The sequence below is a fragment of the Gilliamella sp. ESL0443 genome (assembly GCF_019469165.1).
In the GTDB taxonomy this organism is placed as follows: domain Bacteria; phylum Pseudomonadota; class Gammaproteobacteria; order Enterobacterales; family Orbaceae; genus Gilliamella; species Gilliamella apicola_E.
In genome coordinates, this window is record NZ_CP048263.1 from 1,332,005 (window position 1) to 1,350,083 (window position 18,079).

The following is an 18,079-nucleotide window of genomic DNA, read 5'->3' on the forward strand; positions in this document are numbered from 1 at the left end:
TTTCTTTTCCTTAAAATTATAAATATTTAGAACTTAAAATATGTTATTGAATTACTTCGGAGGGATAATATAAGAATTGCTAAGGAAAGTCTATAATTTAAATGTAAAAACTCTTATCAGTATTTGAATACTGATAAGGTTATATGAGAATACAATTAGATAATTGTAACATCAGCAGCAGCAGGGCCACGAGGACTATCTTGGATAGAGAACTCAACTTGTTGACCTTCGCCTAAAGTTTTAAATCCATCGCCAGAGATTGCAGAAAAATGAACAAACACATCTTTACTTCCATCAGCAGGTGAAATAAAACCAAAACCTTTACTTTCATTGAACCATTTAACTTGACCAGTTTTTTTAGACATAAAAATCTTCCTATAAATAAATTAATTACAGCCATCAAAGGCGAAACATTAGAACATAAAACCTAGACTACTTATTAACAAACAGAAGAGAAGACTGAAGAGAACTAATACAAATGTGATTAAAGTAAACTACAAACTGCATAAATCTAAATGTTACAAAATATATCTGCATGTAATATGCTGATGACTATTAACTCATAAATAGATGACTAACACAAGCAATGATTTGCTATTATTTACAATTAAAAATGAAATGAACAATAACTATTTGTTATTGTTCATGTTAACAATCTTTAATTTTTTGACAAATCTTTGGATTTTTGAATTGAAGCCTCTACTGCGTCAATGATAGCTGCTCGAAAGCCTTTTTCCTCAAGTACTTGCACGCCTTCAATTGTAGTACCGGCTGGTGAACAAACCATATCTTTTAATTCACCTGGATGTTTTCCTGTCTCCAGCAATAATTTAGCTGAACCCATCACTGTTTGTGCCGCAAATTTGTAAGCTTGTTTTCTAGATAAACCACCTTTAACTGCACCATCAGCCAATGCTTCAATGAACATAAATACAAATGCAGGAGAAGAGCCACTTGCCCCAACTACGGCATCAATTAAGTATTCAGGTACAACTTCTGTTTCACCAATACAATTTAATAAAGTTTCAACAATTGTTAATTCTTGATCAGTAATTTCTGTATTAGGTGTGATAGAACACATAGCGGCATTAACTAAAGCTGGAGTATTTGGCATAACCCTAACAATTTTTTGTTCATAGCCTACACATTGCGCAATAGTTTTAATCGTTACACCGGCGGCAATCGAGATAACAATAGTATCTTTTTTTAACTCTTTTTGAATATCATTTAATACATCCACAATAACATTGGGTTTAACTGCTATGAAAACAATATCTGATTCTCGTGCAACATCTTTTGCCGATTCTAAATTATTTATTGAATGAGTTTGATTAAGTTCTTGGCCCTTTTCGGGATGAGGATCATAAACGTAAATTTGCGTTCCCGGCACAATATTACTTGCTAAAATACCTTGTAAAATAGCATTACCCATATTACCAATACCGATAAGACCTATACGCTGTTCCATTTGTTTATACCTTTATGAATGAAATACTATAAAGATTATAAAATAAATTTTTGAATAAAACTTATAAAATTTACGAATAAAAAGAAGACGAAATTTTTACTATTTAACTTAATCAATCATTAATTGCATACCAAATTGTTGACCAGTTTGCATTAATGATAATATCTGCCTTGTTTTGCCTTCGTTGATCAAATTGCTGACGGCTGGGGTGTTGATCAGAACTTCAAAAATGGCTTTTCGGCTATCATTATAAGGGACCAATTTTTGACATATTATTGCCTTTAAACTATTTGATAGTTGAGTGCGAATTAATGCACGTGTTCCCTCTTCAAAGACATCAATAATACGGTTGATTGTCTGTATTGCGGTACGTGTGTGCAATGTAGCAAGAACTAAATGACCGGTTTCAGCAATAGTTAATGCAGCTTGAATGGTCTGTTTATTGCGTAATTCACCCAATAAAATGATATCTGGATCTTGCCTTAATAAACTATCAATTGCTTCACCAAAATGGTTAATTTCGCGTTGTTGGATAAGTGATTTATCACTTTGATAAATGAACTCAATAGGGTCTTCTAATGTGATAATATGTTTAGCTAACGTCTGATTTATATGATCAATTAATGCAGCTAAAGTTGTCGATTTACCGCTACCTGTTGCGCCAGTAACTAAGATAATTCCAGATTCTGCTTTTGCTAATTCATTTAGTACATCAGGTGCCTGAATATCAGTTAAGCTTGGTACTTTTTGCTTAATAATTCGAAATACGGCCGAAATACCACGTTTTTGATAAAAAATATTTACCCTAAAACGACCTATATCTTCAAGATGATAACCAAAATCAATTTGTCGATGCTGTTGTAATAGCCCCTTTTGATCGTCATTTAATAGATTAAATAAATCAATTTCAAGTTTTTGTGGCGATAATTTATCTTGCGCAATAGGTTTTAGCTCACCATTAATACGAATCCACGGTTTTTCACCACTAGAAAGATGCAAATCAGAAGCTTTTTGCGTTACACTAAAAGCCAACATTGAATTTATCATTTTCACTCACTATCCATTAGTTTATTGGGAATTAATATGAATACAGTACATGACAATTTAATCAAGATTAAAAATGAAATACATAAAATTGCCTTAGATTGCGATCGAAATCCCAATACAATTGAACTTATTGCAGTAAGTAAAACCAAGCCGGTCACATTAATCGCTCAAGCAATTGATGCAGGCCAATTAGCCTTTGGTGAAAATTATGTTCAAGAAGGTGTTGAAAAGATTGCTTACTTTAATAAAAATATGCCTAATACCCCGATTACTTGGCATTTTATCGGGCCATTGCAATCAAATAAAACTAAGCTAGTTGCTGAAAATTTTGATTGGATGCACACCATTGAACGTTTCAAAATTGCTCAGCGTTTAAATGATCAGCGACCTACAGATATGGATAAGCTAAATGTTCTTATTCAGGTAAATATTAGTAATGAAGAGAGTAAATCTGGAATTGCAGTAGATGAAGTCGTCGATTTAGTTAAGCAGATAATTACATTACCTAATTTAAGGTTACGTGGCCTTATGGCCATCCCCGAGATAGAAAATGATTACGCTAAACAACTTGAGGTATTTGAACAGATGACTCAGCTTTTAGAATCATTGAAAACGGATTATCCTTTTTTAGATACATTATCAATGGGCATGTCAGGCGATATGAAAGCAGCTATTGTTGCAGGCAGTACAATGGTTCGCATTGGTAGTGCGATCTTTGGAGCACGGCAATATGTGTGATATATTGCAGATCATTTTAGATTTTAGGAGTATTAAATGATTTCGTTAATCTTCTTAGGAAGGGCTATTTTCACTATTTGCTTATACATACTTATTCTACGTTTGTGGATGCAGTATGCGCGAGTAAATTTTCATAATCCCTTTACTCAATTTATTGTTCGTATTACCCAACCGATTATTGGTCCAATGCGAAAACTTATTCCATCTATTGGTCGTATCGACACGGCGACATGGATTCTTTTTTATGCAGTTGCATTACTAAAAATTATGTTTATTTTCCGTTTTGAGGGATATAACGCACCGTTGTTTAGCTCTTATTACCTATTATTCGCCTTGGCTGCAATGGCTCATGCGATTGGACACCTCATTTTTTGGTTATTATTATTTAGAGCTATTTTAAGTTGGGTTAGTCGTGGACAATCTTATACTGATGAATTACTTGCTCAATTAACAGAACCACTTATTGCACCTATTCGGCGCATTATACCGCCATTAGGTATGATTGATATTTCATTTATGATATTTGTTTTTATATTAATGTTTTTAAACTTATTAGCTGTCGATTTTCTTGGAAATTTATGGCTTATACTATAAAAATAAAAGAGAGCCTAGGCTCTCTTTTTAAATAATATGATCTTCCCAACAAATCACATCTTTTTCATACACAATTCGATTTTTGACTGATATTTTTAATTTGTGCATTAACTTTTTATTTCCAACAATTAATGGGTGCCATTGCGGTAACTGCCCTGTTTCTGAAAAATAACGATAAGCGCAAGTTGCTGGTAACCACTCAATTGTCAGTAAATTTTCTCTTGTTAGCTTGATGCAATCAGGCTCATATTTAAAACGGTTGTGGTAATGTCTGCACTGGCAGGTATTTGAATCAAGCAAATTACATGCAACATTGGTATACAGTATTTCGTCAGTATCCTCGTCCTGTAATTTATTTAGGCAACATTGGCCACAACCATCGCATAGTTGTTCCCACTCGTCATCACTCATTTGATCTAAAGTTTTATATTCCCAAAATGGTTCAATCATACTTTAAAATCGTCTTCATTTAACATTTGTAAGAAAAATCCATCCGCTTTAATTTTTTCCTCAATTTCCTGTGCTGTTCCTACCACAAAACGCCGTTTACCATCGAGTAAGACTTTCATGACAAAAGCTGGCGTGCCAAAAATTGACATAATTTTTTCAGGAATTGGAGAGAAATCGTTCTCTTTTTCCATATAAAGATAACAATTTTCTTTTTTTGTGCTTCTATAAATATAACACCACATCATAAACTAAAATCCTATTTCTCAATTATCTCAGGCTATTTTGCAAATAGACACCTGCACCAAATAATCCCGGATCTTTATGAGTAATCACATAAACAGGAATTTTTTTAACTAAATAAGACATACGACCTTTATGTTCAAATGCTTCTCTAAATGGTGATGATTTAAAAAATTCTATAAATCTAGGCACAATACCGCCAGCAATATACACACCGCCTTGAGTATTAAGTGTTAAAGCTAAATTACCCCCAAATCGCCCCATAAAAGTACAAAAATGAGTTAATGTTTCTGAGCAAATTGGGCAACTATTTGATAATGCTTTATTCACAATAATATCTGGGGTGATATCTTCAACTGGTTGATTATTGATCTGCAACAAAGCTTGATAGATATTAACAATACCATTACCCGATAAAAAACGCTCTGAAGAAACTCGACCAAATTTTTTTCTTAACTGAGCTAAAATTCGATCTTCTTGTTCATTAACCATAGGTAACTCTGTATGACCACCCTCGCCTGATAGGCTAATCCAATGACCATTAACTTTAACTAAATGAGAAACCCCTAACCCCGTTCCGGCACCATAGATTGCTATTGGATAATCAAGATTCGGCTCCTCACCACCAATTTTAACCACATCTTGCGCGGATAATTGAGGAATAGATGTTGAAACTGCAGTAAAGTCATTAATTACTTCTAACTTAGTTAGTTTAAGTTCTTTGATAAGTTCTGAACGAGAAAACGACAAATTATTATTAGTCATTTCAATCAAATCACTTTCATTGATTGGGCAAGCTATGGCAATGCAAGCCATATCCACTGTTACCGCTTGGGATTTCAAATAGTTTTTAATTAATTCAAGTAGTACATCATCTTTTGAAATGAGGATTTTAGTTATTGCGGATAATTCATTAGTTGCTAAATCATAAAGTGCAAAACGAGCGTTGGTTCCACCAATGTCGGTAACTAGTGCATATTGACTCATGTTATTCCCTTTTTCTAAAAATAAAATCTTTCTATATGAACAATAGTTCAATAAATATTAAAAATAAAACTGGCAATATTATGGACTATTTATAATGATTTAACTAGATTGCTTTAACCGAATTTACTATTACCGCTAACAAAATTGTTAGCGGGTAATTTTTAAAAAGTTGAAAGGAAAATAACCACTAAAGCCATTTTTTGAGTTTAAAGTAAATGTAAGGAGCGACCCCTGCTATTAACATCAACAATAAAGATAATGGATATCCATATTCCCATTTTAACTCAGGCATATTTTCAAAGTTCATACCATATGCTGATGCAACTACTGTTGGCGGTAAAAATACCACAGAAACAACCGAGAAAATCTTAATTATTCTGCTTTGTTCAATATTTATAAAGCTAGTAGCTGCTTGCATTAAAAAGTTAACCTTTTGGAATAATGACTCATTATGGGGTACCAATGATTCAATATCTCGAATAACTTCTCTCGCTTGTTCTAACTGTTCAACAGGCATCTTAGCACGACGAACTAAATAGTTAACCGCACGCTGACTATCCATTAAACAGAGGCGTACTTTCCACGCCGTATCTTCGAGCTCAGCTAAGGAAGTAATCGCTTCATCATAATGCTCTTGAGCGGAACGATCCATAATAATTAAGCTCAATTCTTCTAGCTCACTATAGATGTTTTCAATTTGATCGGCTAATTGTTCAACTTTAACTTCAAATAAATCTAATAAAACTTCATACGGATTTCCATCATTCATTCCCTGATAACGAGAACGCATTCGGTATAGTCGAAATGCAGGTAAATCGCGTTCACGCAGTGTAAATAAACGTCCATTATGCACGGTAAAAGCGACGGTAGAGTTACCGGCGCGATCTTCTGCATCTTCATAAAAAAAGAAGGAGTGAACATGTAGTCCTTCATTATCTTCGAAAAAACGAGCTGATGCTTCAATATCGTCTAATTCGATACTTGTTGCTAAATTTTGACCTAAATTGGTCAGGATGAATTCACGATCAGCTTCTTCCGGCTCGATCAAGTCAATCCAAGTCGCATTCTTTATATCGCCTTCATTAATTTTTACTAATTGTTTGTTTTTTAATCCAAACGCATTAATCATAAGGCCTCCAGCAGAAAAATGTTTAAGATATGAAATGGGTGGCATTATACTCGTTATAGGCAAAAATTCCTATGTCTAAGCCAATCTTTCTGAATTTTTAAAATTTGGATACAAACTTCCAAATTTAAATTAAATTCGGTGATGTTATTTCAGTCTCATGTTACAATAGCGCAATTATATATCTATGCAATTGTTAGGAGTTTATAATGGCAACCCGAGGAATTAATAAAGTCATTTTAGTTGGTAATTTAGGTCAAGATCCAGAAGTACGTGTCATGTCAACTGGTAATACTGTCGCAAATTTTAATGTTGCTACATCAGAAACTTGGAAAGACAAGCAAACTGGCGAGAATCGAGAAAAAACAGAATGGCATCGAATTGTCGTATTTGGTAAATTAGCTGAAATTACTGGTGAATACATTAAAAAAGGAACACTCGTTTATATTGAGGGGCAACTACAAACTCGTAAATGGCAAGACCAATCAGGTCAAGATCGTTACACTACAGAAGTTGTTATCAACCCTATTGGTGGCGTATTGCAAATTTTAGGTAACCGCCCTAATAATGACTCTTATAATGAAGGTTCAAAAAGTTGGGGACAAAGTGCAAATAATACATCCTCTGTGCCAACTACTCCTGCAGCATCTCGTGCTTCATCAACTGCACCAGCAAGTCAACCATCTATGCCTGAACCACCAATGGATTTCGATGACGATATTCCATTTTAATCGTTATTTATTCAATTCATTATTATATAGGCGTATAAATTACGCCTTTTTCAAATAATATTGCATTTATACCTCTTGCTATACCAAGCACCACTGGTCTAGGAATTATTTCGACGATTATCAGTATGTCCTCAACTTTGAAAAGTGGGGGATATAACCTATCAACTTGGGTAGTTTATGCATCATCTATTCCATTACTATTATGTATTATTTTATAGTTCTGTATGCGTAGCGCAGGCAACATAATGCGGTTTATGGGAAAAAGTGGCATTGAAGCCACTTCAAGAATTATGGTTTTTTTATTGGTTTGTGTGGGTACCCAGTTTATTATAAATGGTGTTAAAGAATTAATATTAAGCTTTCCAAATATTTGAGGAGCGCTATTTTTCATAGCTATTTTACAGATTTGGAATGTTTTTAATCATTTCAACCCGCATTAAATAATCATATAGTGGTAATAGTTGTTTAAAACCTTTAGCAAGTTTATCCGCTAAATTACCATCTAATACATCTTCAATATGATTATTGGTTACCATCACAGCAAGATTTTTTCGGTTATACCATTTCGATATTTTTTCATCTTTGATTAAAGGTCTTTTGTAAGACTCACCAACTAATTCAAATGGCTTTTTAACACAGCGAATAACTTTTAGAAATTTTTCGGTATCATTCAAAATTTCTTCACGAAATATATCCATAGTCTGTTTCGATGCACAATAATAACCTAATCCGTAACGATAACAATCAGGACTGATTTCAAAAAAATAGGCTGGCGCCTCTTTCCAATCACGATTTGGGCGTTTGAAAGTTAACCATAGTCGGCTACGATATAACGATTTGTCTTTTGAGAATCGAGTATCACGATGAATGCGAGATATGGTTTTACCAATAGCGGGACGCGTTTCAAACCACTCATCAATTTTAAGCATAGCTGGCGTTAACTGCTCAACTAATAATCTAAAAGGTTTTACTAAATCATTGTCATAAATAGCTCGGTGCTCATCAAACCAAGCCTTACTATTATTAACCCATGCATCTTGTAAAAAGTTTAATCCTGCCTGGGTAAAACCTGTAAACGTTGCCATCATCTACTCCTTAAATAATGTTCTTACTTTTTCTAAATCTTCTTGAGTATCGACACCAATTGCTGGAGGCTGTTTAGCGACAGCAACATGAATTTTTTCACCATACCAAAGTACACGCAGTTGTTCTAACATTTCAATTGACTCTAATGCCGAAGGTGCCCATTTTATATACTGTCTAATAAAACCAGCTCGATAAGCATATATTCCTATATGACGTAAATAAAAATCGCCAATTTGATCTACCTTACCTTGCTCATTTAAATTAGCAAAACGGTCTCGCTCCCAAGGAATAGTCGCTCTTGAAAAATAAAGTGCATAACCATCTTTATCTGTCACAACTTTTACTGCACCCGTATTGAACGCCTCTTCAACGCTATCAATCGGAACAGCTAACGTTGCCATGCCAGTTTTGAATTTCACTAGATTTTCGGCTACCTGATCAATAATAACTGGGGGAATCAAAGGCTCATCACCTTGAACATTAACGATAACTTCATCATCAGCAAATTTGTAACTATCAATTACTTCCGCTAACCGTTCTGTACCGGAATTATGCTTATCGCTAGTGAGAATTACTTCACCATTATAGCTTTTGACTACATCAAATACTTGTTGGTTATCCGTTGCAATGATTACTCGATTAGCTGACGATTTTTTAGCCTGCTCCATAACTCGAATTATCATTGGTTTGCCATGAATATCTGCAAGCGGTTTTCCTGGCAAACGACTTGAAGCATATCTTGCAGGAATAATTACTGTAAAACTCATAAAATTACCTCTAAACTTTTTTATTCTTTATCACAATGAGATGGAACTAATTGCTTTGCTTCGCTTGCTAATAAAACCGGAATACCATCTTTAATCGGGTAAACCAGCCGATCTTTTTGGCAAATTAATTGTTGATTTTGCTTATCATACTCCAATTGACCATGGCATATAGGACAAGCAATAGCGCTTAATAGAATCATTTTTTTTCTCTTAGTGATTTTTTTTCTACAAACAGTGAATAAATCTTTTCAATAGCTTGATTTGGTATTACTGCATCAATGGGTAAATACCACCAGTTAGGTAATGCAAATTGACGACATTTTACTGCATCTTTTTCAGTCATTAAAAGTGTTTGATTATTTTCCACTACTTTCTCTAATAACGGAAGCGTAAAATTTTGGTGATCAGCAAAAGATTCTGTATGAACTAAATCAGCTTTCATTTTAATTAGCATATCAAAAAAACGCTTTGGATTACTGATACCTGCAATTGCACAAATATGATGAAGTGATGACAATTCACATTGTTGGTTAGTTAAGAGATTTACTACATGACCAGGTAATAATTGCATGGTGAAGGTTTTATCTGAAAATTGATTTACTATATCACCTGTACTATCTCCATTGATAATAATTAAATCAACCGATTTTAATCTTTCTCTTCTTTCTCGCATAGGTCCAGCAGGTATCCACCACCCATTACCAAATTGGCGTTTCCCATCTACCACAACAATCTCAATATCACGAGCTAACGCATAATGCTGTAGACCATCATCGGTTAAAATCACATCCAATTGATAAGATTCTAATAACGCTTTAACTGCGTCAACTCGTTTTGGCGCGACTGCTACCGGTATATGGGTTCGCTGAAAAATTAATACAGGCTCGTCACCGGCTTGTTCAGTTCCAGTATGTTCATCTAAGACTAATGGATAGTGATCAGATTTTCCACCATAACCTCTCGAAACTAATCCTACTTTTAGCCCTTTAGATTTCAACGCCTCAATTAAACTAATGGCAAATGGCGTTTTACCATTACCACCCGCCGATAAATTTCCAATAACAATAATTGGAACAGGAGACTGCCATGATTTTAATACACCAAGTTTGTATAGTTGACGACGAACGGAAGCAATAAATCCATATAATAATGAAAATGGCAGTAGCAACCAAAATGATTTATTTTTACCATACCACAGTTTTTCAATCATCATATCGCCTGCTATTTTCAATCATTTTTAAACCTTTAGTGACCCTATTTAAAGTACTTCCCTTATTTTACTCATAAAACGGTAAACTACCAAACCAATCATGATACCATCTTAGATTAATGTCATGTCGCAACGTTTTTTGCTGCCATGAAGTAGGATAAAAAAACAGACTTATTTGCCCCTCTCTTCCTGTAACAAAATAATTAATATTTAACTCTTTATAACGAGCAGTGATTTTATTTGAAGGGAGTTGCCAAGGGTTATAACGTGAGGTTGAAGTTAATGCATTAACTGGATTAACGTAGTTTAAAAATGGGTAACTTGACGAAGTATTACTACCATGATGTGGAGTCTGTAATATTGTTGAAGATAGATTTTTCTTATGTTGCATAACTAAATCATACTCTTGCCTTCGTTCTAAATCACCGGTTAACAGCACTGAAAATCGACCATCAGTAAGTTGTATTACACACGAATCAGCATTTTCCGTGTTATCAACTAATTTAGTCGGCCATAGCACTTTAAGATTTAAGTGTTTCCAATAAAAATTATGCTTAGCTAAGCAATTATAATCATTGAGTAAACTTAAAGATGAACTCATAAGCCAGGCATTGGGATAACGTTGTTGTAAATAGGATAATCCTCCAATATGATCATTGTGACTATGGCTAATAATAATTCCTTCAAGCAGGAGGTTATGCCATTGCAGAAAAGGAGTAATAATTTGCTCTGCTGCTGAGCTATTTTCCCATTTTGCACCCGTATCATATAAAATAGCTGATTCACCATTGTGAATTACAATAGCAAGACCATGCCCAACATCTAGCATATCCATTCGCCAAAGATAATCTGGTTGTTTATAGAATGGAGAAAAAGCCAGCGTCAAAATAATGAAAAGTGTAAAACTAAACCTTCGCCAAACTGCTGCTCTTATTATTATAAAGGCTAACCAACCAATAAAGCTTAGAAAGTAAAAATCCATTGAGATAGTTAACCACATATAATTTAGACAATCTAAACAATGAAATAACCATTCAAGCGAATATTGGGCAACAAACCAGAACCATAAAGCAAGATAAAAACAGTTGATTAAACTAAATACTAGTCCCAGTAAAATTGCTGGGAAAGTGATTAGAGAGATAATAGGAATAGCAATCAAGTTAGCAACCAGTGAAACAACGCTTATACCATGAAAAACATACAATTGGATTGGTAGAAGTAATAGTGTCAAACCAAATTGTAAATGTAATAATCTAAATAAATACCACCGTTTTTTATTTTTCATCGCGTTAGGTAGTGGTAACCAATCAAACAAAAAAATTAAACTAACAACAGCATAGCAAGACAACCAAAAACTTTCGGACAATATCATTAACGGATCAATAACTAATAGTAATGCAATAATACGATTAACTTTTTGCCATGCACTTATTTGATTATTCTTATAACGCAAATATATCCAAATCGATAAAGCAAAAATCGCTCGTAATGCTGGTGGATTAAAGCCGGTTAACCACGTATAACCAATACTGCACAACCAACCTACTATAATCGGTAGGAAGAAATAAATATAACGTTGTGGTAAGCAAAAAAAGAATCCTTTAGTTATTCCAAAGCAAATATAAAAGACTAATAGAATATGCATTCCAGAAATAGCCATTAAGTGAGCAACACCTGTTTGCATCATTGTTATTCGATTATGAGTTTCAAGTTGTGAGCGATCACCAAAACCAAGTGCTAATAAAATATCTCGATAACTAAATAAATTAATATAAGGTAGGCATTTATCTGCAACGATTTGTCGAAAATTAGATTTATCCTCGAGTAAAACTGGTTTGATGACTTTGGCTTTCAATAAAGATTTATTGGCTATCGCAAATCGTTGTTTATCAAATCCTCCTTCATTTAAATAACTATGGACTACTTTAGTTTTTATGGTTAATTGCCAAATTTGTCCAGCTTTTATTAATTCGGGTTGTTCCCAATAGATAATGACGGGTATGGGTGAAGGCAAAGGTTGATCGGAAATATTGGTAATTGAAAATTTTACATAATGGGGAGTCATGGTTTGAATTTTAGCAGGAGCCTGTGTATTAATACTTTCAACTTTTGCCGTTATTGCTAATGTTTGGTCTATATAAGGTTCAATTGAATTGAGATATTGCTTTGCTATAGCGGTCGACCAGAGAAAGCTTAATCCAAGGATGATGATAAAAGTAAAATAACGTTGAAATTTAGCCGCTAAAATAATCAGTATCAAAGCTAAAATATACCAATCTTGATCATTGGGTAACGATGGTAAAAAAATTAATGGAATGCTACCTAATGAAATTGCTATTGCCATTAAATCTATTGAACACCGCATCAACTTCTACTTCTTATATTGACTAAACAGCCAATCTAACATGCTCAGACTTTTTTGAAGTTAATTTATAATTAATATTAGATCTCTATTCCAATTTACAGATAACTCTTTCACTTTTTATATTAAAGAAAATAACTTATTCAATAACAAAAAAGCCTTTGATTTTACTCAAAGGCTTTTTTGTTATTAACTAAATTTAATTATGCTTTAGCTGCATTATTTACGCGTTCACGTAGCTCTTTCCCTGGTTTGAAATGAGGAATATATTTGTGTTTAACTTCAACATTTCCACCTGTTCTAGGGTTTCTTGCTTTACGTGGAGCACGATAATTTAAGCTGAAACTACCAAAACCGCGGATTTCAACACGATCGTTAGTCTCCATCGCTAATGCGATTTGCTCAATAATATCTCTAACAGCATCATCAACCAGTTGCACAGGAAGGTGTGCCCGCCAGTTGACTATTTTTTCAGCTAAATCGGATCTGTTCATGGTCACTCCTAATTTAATTTATGTAGTATATAATTTATTCATTTTATACCACAAAAGAAAAAGAGGGCAAGCCCTCTTTACTCTTTCAATAGATATTTTTTACTCAGTTTTTGACGCAGCTTTGAATGCTTCAGCCATTGCGTTAGTAAATGACGCATCTTCTTGAGGTGCAGTATTATTTACAGCAGCAAGTGCTTCTTTCTCATCAGCTTCATCTTTAGCACGGATAGATAAAGAAATTGCACGAGTTTTACGATCGATATTTACAATCTTCGCTTCAACTTCATCACCAACGTTCAATGCAGTAGTTGCATCTTCAACACGTTCACGAGCAATATCTTGTGCTTTTAAGTAACCTTCGATACCTTCAGCAATCTCGATTGTTGCACCTTTAGCATCAACAGCGGTAACTTTACCTTTAACAATTGATCCTTTTTTGAAGTTAGATGCAAAACTGCTGAATGGATCGTCTTCAAGTTGTTTGATACCTAATGAGATACGTTCACGCTCAGCATCAACTTGTAAAACAACGGCTTCAATATCATCACCTTTCTTATAAGCTTTAACTGCTTCTTCACCTGGCATATTCCAAGAAATATCAGAAAGATGAACTAAACCATCAATACCACCGTCTAAACCAATGAAGATACCAAAGTCAGTGATTGATTTGATCTTACCGCTAACTTTATCACCTTTATTGTGTGCTTCAGCAAATTGTAACCATGGGTTTGGTTTACATTGTTTAAGACCAAGAGAAATACGACGACGTTCTTCATCAATTTCAAGAACAACAACTTCAACTTCATCACCTAAGCTAACCACTTTAGATGGGTGAATGTTTTTGTTAGTCCAATCCATTTCAGAAACGTGAACTAAACCTTCAACGCCAGTTTCGATTTCTACGAAACAACCATAATCAGTTAAGTTGGTTACTTTACCAGTTACTTTAGTACCTTCTGGGTAACGTTTAGCGATTGAAACCCATGGATCTTCGCCTAATTGTTTTAAGCCAAGAGAAACACGTGAACGATCTTTATCGAATTTAAGAACTTTAACAAGTAATTCTTGACCAACTTCAACCACTTCACTTGGGTGTTTAACACGTTTCCAAGCCATATCAGTGATATGAAGTAAACCATCAACTCCGCCAAGATCAACGAATGCACCGTAATCAGTAAGATTTTTGATGATACCTTTAACTTCAGAACCTTCTTGTAGATTTTCAAGAAGTTGTTCTCTTTCTGCGCTATTTTCAGATTCAATTACTGCACGACGAGAAACAACTACGTTGTTGCGTTTTTGATCTAATTTAATAACTTTTAATTCGATTTCTCTATTTTCAATATGAGAAGTATCGCGTAATGGACGAACATCAACAAGCGAACCAGGTAGGAACGCACGAACGCCATTAAGATCAACCGTAAAGCCACCTTTAACTTTACCATTGATAACACCTAAAACGGTTGCAGCATCTTCAACTGCTTTCTCTAATGTTAGCCACGCTTCATGACGTTTAGCTTTTTCACGAGATAAAATTGTTTCACCAAAGCCATCTTCAATTGAGTCAAGAACAACGTCAACAACGTCGCCAACTTGAACTTCTAATTCGCCTTGGGCATTTTTAAACTGCTCTACTGGAATTGCTGATTCAGATTTTAAACCAGCATCAACTAAAACAACATCTTTGTCGATTGCAACGACAGTACCACGGATCATATTACCAGAACGAGTGTCTAGTTGATTTAAAGACTCTTCAAAGAGTTGAGCAAAAGATTCAGTCATATTTTATTTACTTTAAGTTTAATTTAACGTCCACATTACTTCATGTCTTGTGGGGTTGTTTACGATACTCCACTCATCCTTGTAATGGAGCTTGGTTCACGCCAAAGTTTAAATATAAACTTACAGCGCAAGTTTTTCTTTAATATACATAACAGATTGATTAAAAACATCTTGAATTGAAAGCGATGTTGTATCAATTATTAGTGCATCAACCGCAGGCTTTAATGGCGCAACAACTCGATTACGATCTCGTTCATCTCGCGCGGTTATCTCCTGCAAAATTTCGGCGAATTTAGCATGAATTTGCTTATCTTGCAACTGTTTCATTCTTCTTTCTGCCCTTGATTGTGCACTAGCATCAAGAAATAGTTTAACTGGGGCATCAGTAAATACCACTGTCCCCATATCACGACCATCAGCAACTAGCCCTGGCAACTGTCTAAAGTCTCTTTGTCGCTGTAATAAAGCAACTCTAACTTCATTTATTGACGCAACTTTTGAAGCGGCTCCACCAGTCTCTTCTGTTCTTATCTCGCGAGAAACATCCACATCATCTAACAAAACTTTCACATCATCACTACTGGTATCAAACGTAAGCGGCAGGTTAAGAGCCAATGTTGCTAATTGCTTAGCATCATCTAAAGCAATATTTTGTTTCAAAGCAGCAAGTGCAAGCACACGATAAATTGCACCAGAATCTAAAAGGTGCCACTTAAAATGATTCGCTAATGCTTGACACAAAGTGCCCTTGCCAACTCCACTTGGTCCATCAACAGCAATAACCGGAATATTTTTAGTCATGTTATATTTCGCTTAATCGTTTAAATTGTTCAAAATAATCAGGAAAGGTTTTCATTGTGCATTTTGGGTCTAAAATTGTGACTGGAGTATCAGACAGTGCAACTAATGAAAAACACATTGCCATACGATGGTCATTGTAAGTTTTAATATCAGCATGATTTAATTTAATTGGAGGAATAATTGTAATATAGTCATCCCCTTCCTCAACGGTCGCACCTACTTTACGTAGCTCGGTTGCCATTGCTGATAAGCGATCCGTTTCTTTAACACGCCAATTGTAAATATTTCGAATAGTCGTTGGGCCTTTAGCGAATAACGCAGTAGTTGCAATGGTCATTGCTGCATCAGGTATATGGTTCATATCCATATCAATGCCATTTAATTCATTGCGAGTACATTCAATATAATCATCAGCCCAAGTGATTTTGGCACCCATCTTTTCAAGCACATGTGCAAATTGGGTATCGCCTTGTAAACTCTTTTTACCAATACCGGTTACACGAACGGTGCCACCTTTGATTGCTGCAGCAGCTAAAAAATAAGAGGCTGAAGAGGCATCACCCTCAACCAAATAATGGCCTGGTGATTGATAAGTTTGATTAGCTTTAATGATAAATTTTTGATATTTTTCATTAATAACCGAAACACCAAACATCTCCATCATTTTTATCGTGATATCAATATAAGGTTTAGAAACCAGATCACCAATAATAGTAATTTCAGTATCGTTGGCAGCTAGCGGTGCAGCCATTAAAAGTGCGGTTAAAAACTGGCTTGATACCGAACCATTTACCTCAATCTTTCCACCGGTAAAACCACCATGGATATGTAATGGAGGATAACCTTCGTTTTCAAGATAATCAATCTTAGCCCCACCTTGACGCAAAGCATCAACCAAATGGCCAATTGGACGCTCTTTCATACGAGGTTCGCCGGTTAATACAATATTGTTATCAGCTAAACACAACGCAGCGGCTAATGGACGCATAGCGGTCCCAGCATTACCTAAAAATAGCTCTAATGGATGAGTAGAGTGTAATTTGCCACCTACTCCTTCAATATCACAAATTGTTCGATCACTTGATAATTGATATTTAATATTCAAAGCTTTTAAAGCATCAAGCATATAGCGCACATCGTCACTATCAAGTAAATTAGTTAATCGTGTTTTACCATTGCTAAGTGCAGACAAAAGTAAGGCACGATTTGAAACACTTTTAGAACCAGGTAGATTAATCGTACCACTAAATTTTTTTATCGGTTGTAATGTTAAAGATAACATAGTAACTCTCTTTAATAATTTCAATATTCTTTAGAATTTATCTAAGGTGGCTTTCAATAAATTTATCGCTTGCTGATCTTTGGCACTATCTTGCCACAATTTATCAAATAAATGACGATAACGCTTAATCGCATCTTCTGATGAAGTTATTGAGGCGATACCAGTTGTAATATTAGGTAACTCACCTAATCTAAACGGGCTCATAGCTAAAGCTAACGCATTATCATTTTGATAAAATATTTGGAAAGCAATAGATGGAATAGCTTGCTCAGTAATAGCAATTGTTGGTGCATAAGCTTGATCTTCAATTAATTCGATTAAATGATAGACCTCCTTGCGCGCCAACAACATTCTTTCAGACTTTTTACCCGGCGAAATAGTCAGATTGCCAACTAAGCCAATATGCAAAAACCGTTCAACATTACGTAAGCTAATTAAATTAATTACTTTAGGGACAGATTGATAAAACTGAGTTTTGCGATCATGTAAAATAGATAAAGAAGTCGCATATCTTTCAGCTTCAATATTATCACTCGATTCTCTTAACATCATCCCTAAATGAGACAAATAATCAGGCGAAGTTAAAAGAAAAGAAAAGGGATCGAAATGAGAAAAGATATGAGTGGACTGCTCTTCGAGTTGACGCATACGCTCAAAAAAACCCTCACCACTTGAATAATATTCTGTATCAATGCCAAGTAAACTAGCAAATGACGTATCTAACAAAGAAGCTAATCGTTCAAGCGTTTCTATTTTAACGATTTCGCCTTTTTCTAAACGGTAAACCGCAGCTCTTGAGATCCTAAGACTTTCAGCAACCTCTTCAGCCCTAAGAGAGGCAGCGATACGATAAGCTCGTAACCGCTGTCCGATAGCAAAATAATCAGTCGATCCAGTAATCATAATTTACTCAA

20 protein-coding genes and 1 pseudogene are annotated in these 18,079 nt (G+C 34.7%); 4 read left to right on the top strand and 17 right to left on the bottom strand.

Features of this window, described 5'->3' with window-relative positions:
* Positions 1–155 precede the first annotated feature (155 nt).
* The 3 genes from GYM76_RS06060 to GYM76_RS06070 form a co-directional block, all read right to left on the bottom strand.
* A complete protein-coding gene (locus tag GYM76_RS06060; RefSeq protein WP_034909833.1) occupies positions 156–365 on the bottom strand; it encodes a cold shock domain-containing protein in 210 nt (69 codons plus the stop codon).
* A gap of 293 nt (positions 366–658) precedes the next feature.
* On the bottom strand, positions 659–1,468 hold the full coding sequence (gene proC, locus GYM76_RS06065; protein WP_220224894.1) for a pyrroline-5-carboxylate reductase: 810 nt from the start codon (positions 1,466–1,468) through the stop codon (positions 659–661).
* Between the two features lie 108 nt (positions 1,469–1,576).
* Positions 1,577–2,515, bottom strand: coding sequence for a type IV pilus twitching motility protein PilT (locus GYM76_RS06070; protein WP_255561410.1), 939 nt, complete (start codon positions 2,513–2,515; stop codon positions 1,577–1,579).
* 36 nt (positions 2,516–2,551) lie between these two features.
* Here GYM76_RS06070 and GYM76_RS06075 point away from each other — a divergent pair, with 36 nt between their 5' ends.
* Complete coding sequence (locus GYM76_RS06075) at positions 2,552–3,253, top strand: YggS family pyridoxal phosphate-dependent enzyme (RefSeq protein ID WP_220224897.1); 702 nt, start codon at positions 2,552–2,554, stop codon at positions 3,251–3,253.
* A 36-nt stretch (positions 3,254–3,289) separates the two neighbouring features.
* Positions 3,290–3,847, top strand: a complete 558-nt coding sequence (locus GYM76_RS06080; protein WP_220224898.1) for a YggT family protein — start codon at positions 3,290–3,292, stop codon at positions 3,845–3,847.
* A 27-nt stretch (positions 3,848–3,874) separates the two neighbouring features.
* Here GYM76_RS06080 and GYM76_RS06085 read toward each other — a convergent pair whose 3' ends face one another.
* The 4 genes from GYM76_RS06085 to corA form a co-directional block, all read right to left on the bottom strand.
* Positions 3,875–4,297, bottom strand: coding sequence for a YcgN family cysteine cluster protein (locus tag GYM76_RS06085; RefSeq protein ID WP_065561932.1), 423 nt, complete (start codon positions 4,295–4,297; stop codon positions 3,875–3,877).
* On the bottom strand, positions 4,294–4,542 hold the full coding sequence (locus tag GYM76_RS06090; RefSeq protein ID WP_081299438.1) for a YcgL domain-containing protein: 249 nt from the start codon (positions 4,540–4,542) through the stop codon (positions 4,294–4,296). Before GYM76_RS06090 ends, GYM76_RS06085 begins: the two co-directional genes overlap by 4 nt.
* Before the next feature lie 22 nt (positions 4,543–4,564).
* The gene (locus tag GYM76_RS06095) at positions 4,565–5,524 is read right to left on the bottom strand and encodes a glucokinase (RefSeq protein WP_065734559.1); all 960 of its coding nucleotides are present in this window, start codon (positions 5,522–5,524) and stop codon (positions 4,565–4,567) included.
* Positions 5,525–5,711: 187 nt separating this feature from the next.
* Complete coding sequence (corA, locus tag GYM76_RS06100) at positions 5,712–6,653, bottom strand: magnesium/cobalt transporter CorA (RefSeq protein ID WP_065734620.1); 942 nt, start codon at positions 6,651–6,653, stop codon at positions 5,712–5,714.
* 206 nt (positions 6,654–6,859) lie between these two features.
* On the opposite strand from corA, the gene ssb reads away from it, so the two are divergent.
* Together ssb and GYM76_RS11115 are read left to right on the top strand one after the other, a co-directional pair.
* A complete protein-coding gene (ssb, locus tag GYM76_RS06105; protein WP_220224899.1) occupies positions 6,860–7,381 on the top strand; it encodes a single-stranded DNA-binding protein in 522 nt (173 codons plus the stop codon).
* A 59-nt stretch (positions 7,382–7,440) separates the two neighbouring features.
* Positions 7,441–7,755: pseudogene (locus GYM76_RS11115) on the top strand (MarC family protein).
* Positions 7,756–7,779: 24 nt separating this feature from the next.
* Here the strand turns inward: GYM76_RS11115 and GYM76_RS06120 are convergent.
* From GYM76_RS06120 to GYM76_RS06165, 10 genes are all read right to left on the bottom strand, one after another.
* Entirely contained in the window at positions 7,780–8,469 is a 690-nt protein-coding gene (locus GYM76_RS06120; RefSeq protein ID WP_370632540.1) for a DUF2461 domain-containing protein, read from the bottom strand.
* Positions 8,470–9,234 carry a 3-deoxy-manno-octulosonate cytidylyltransferase gene (gene kdsB, locus GYM76_RS06125; protein ID WP_065734564.1) on the bottom strand — a complete coding sequence of 255 codons (765 nt, stop codon included), beginning with the start codon at positions 9,232–9,234 and terminating at the stop codon, positions 8,470–8,472.
* Between the two features lie 20 nt (positions 9,235–9,254).
* Positions 9,255–9,434, bottom strand: coding sequence for a Trm112 family protein (locus GYM76_RS06130; RefSeq protein WP_220224904.1), 180 nt, complete (start codon positions 9,432–9,434; stop codon positions 9,255–9,257).
* Positions 9,431–10,444: a tetraacyldisaccharide 4'-kinase gene (gene lpxK / locus GYM76_RS06135; RefSeq protein WP_370632618.1), complete on the bottom strand. Its 1,014-nt coding sequence runs from the start codon at positions 10,442–10,444 to the stop codon at positions 9,431–9,433. The genes GYM76_RS06130 and lpxK overlap by 4 nt, the downstream gene beginning before the upstream one ends.
* 67 nt (positions 10,445–10,511) lie before the next feature.
* The gene (locus GYM76_RS06140; RefSeq protein ID WP_220224908.1) at positions 10,512–12,809 is read right to left on the bottom strand and encodes a DNA internalization-related competence protein ComEC/Rec2; all 2,298 of its coding nucleotides are present in this window, start codon (positions 12,807–12,809) and stop codon (positions 10,512–10,514) included.
* A 200-nt stretch (positions 12,810–13,009) separates the two neighbouring features.
* Positions 13,010–13,300, bottom strand: coding sequence for an integration host factor subunit beta (gene ihfB, locus GYM76_RS06145; RefSeq protein ID WP_065561940.1), 291 nt, complete (start codon positions 13,298–13,300; stop codon positions 13,010–13,012).
* A 99-nt stretch (positions 13,301–13,399) separates the two neighbouring features.
* Positions 13,400–15,082, bottom strand: coding sequence for a 30S ribosomal protein S1 (gene rpsA / locus GYM76_RS06150; RefSeq protein WP_065561941.1), 1,683 nt, complete (start codon positions 15,080–15,082; stop codon positions 13,400–13,402).
* A gap of 120 nt (positions 15,083–15,202) precedes the next feature.
* Positions 15,203–15,883 carry a (d)CMP kinase gene (gene cmk, locus GYM76_RS06155; protein WP_065561942.1) on the bottom strand — a complete coding sequence of 227 codons (681 nt, stop codon included), beginning with the start codon at positions 15,881–15,883 and terminating at the stop codon, positions 15,203–15,205.
* A gap of 1 nt (position 15,884) precedes the next feature.
* Complete coding sequence (aroA, locus tag GYM76_RS06160) at positions 15,885–17,165, bottom strand: 3-phosphoshikimate 1-carboxyvinyltransferase (protein WP_220224909.1); 1,281 nt, start codon at positions 17,163–17,165, stop codon at positions 15,885–15,887.
* Between the two features lie 30 nt (positions 17,166–17,195).
* Positions 17,196–18,068, bottom strand: coding sequence for a helix-turn-helix domain-containing protein (locus GYM76_RS06165; protein WP_065561944.1), 873 nt, complete (start codon positions 18,066–18,068; stop codon positions 17,196–17,198).
* Positions 18,069–18,079: the final 11 nt, after the last annotated feature.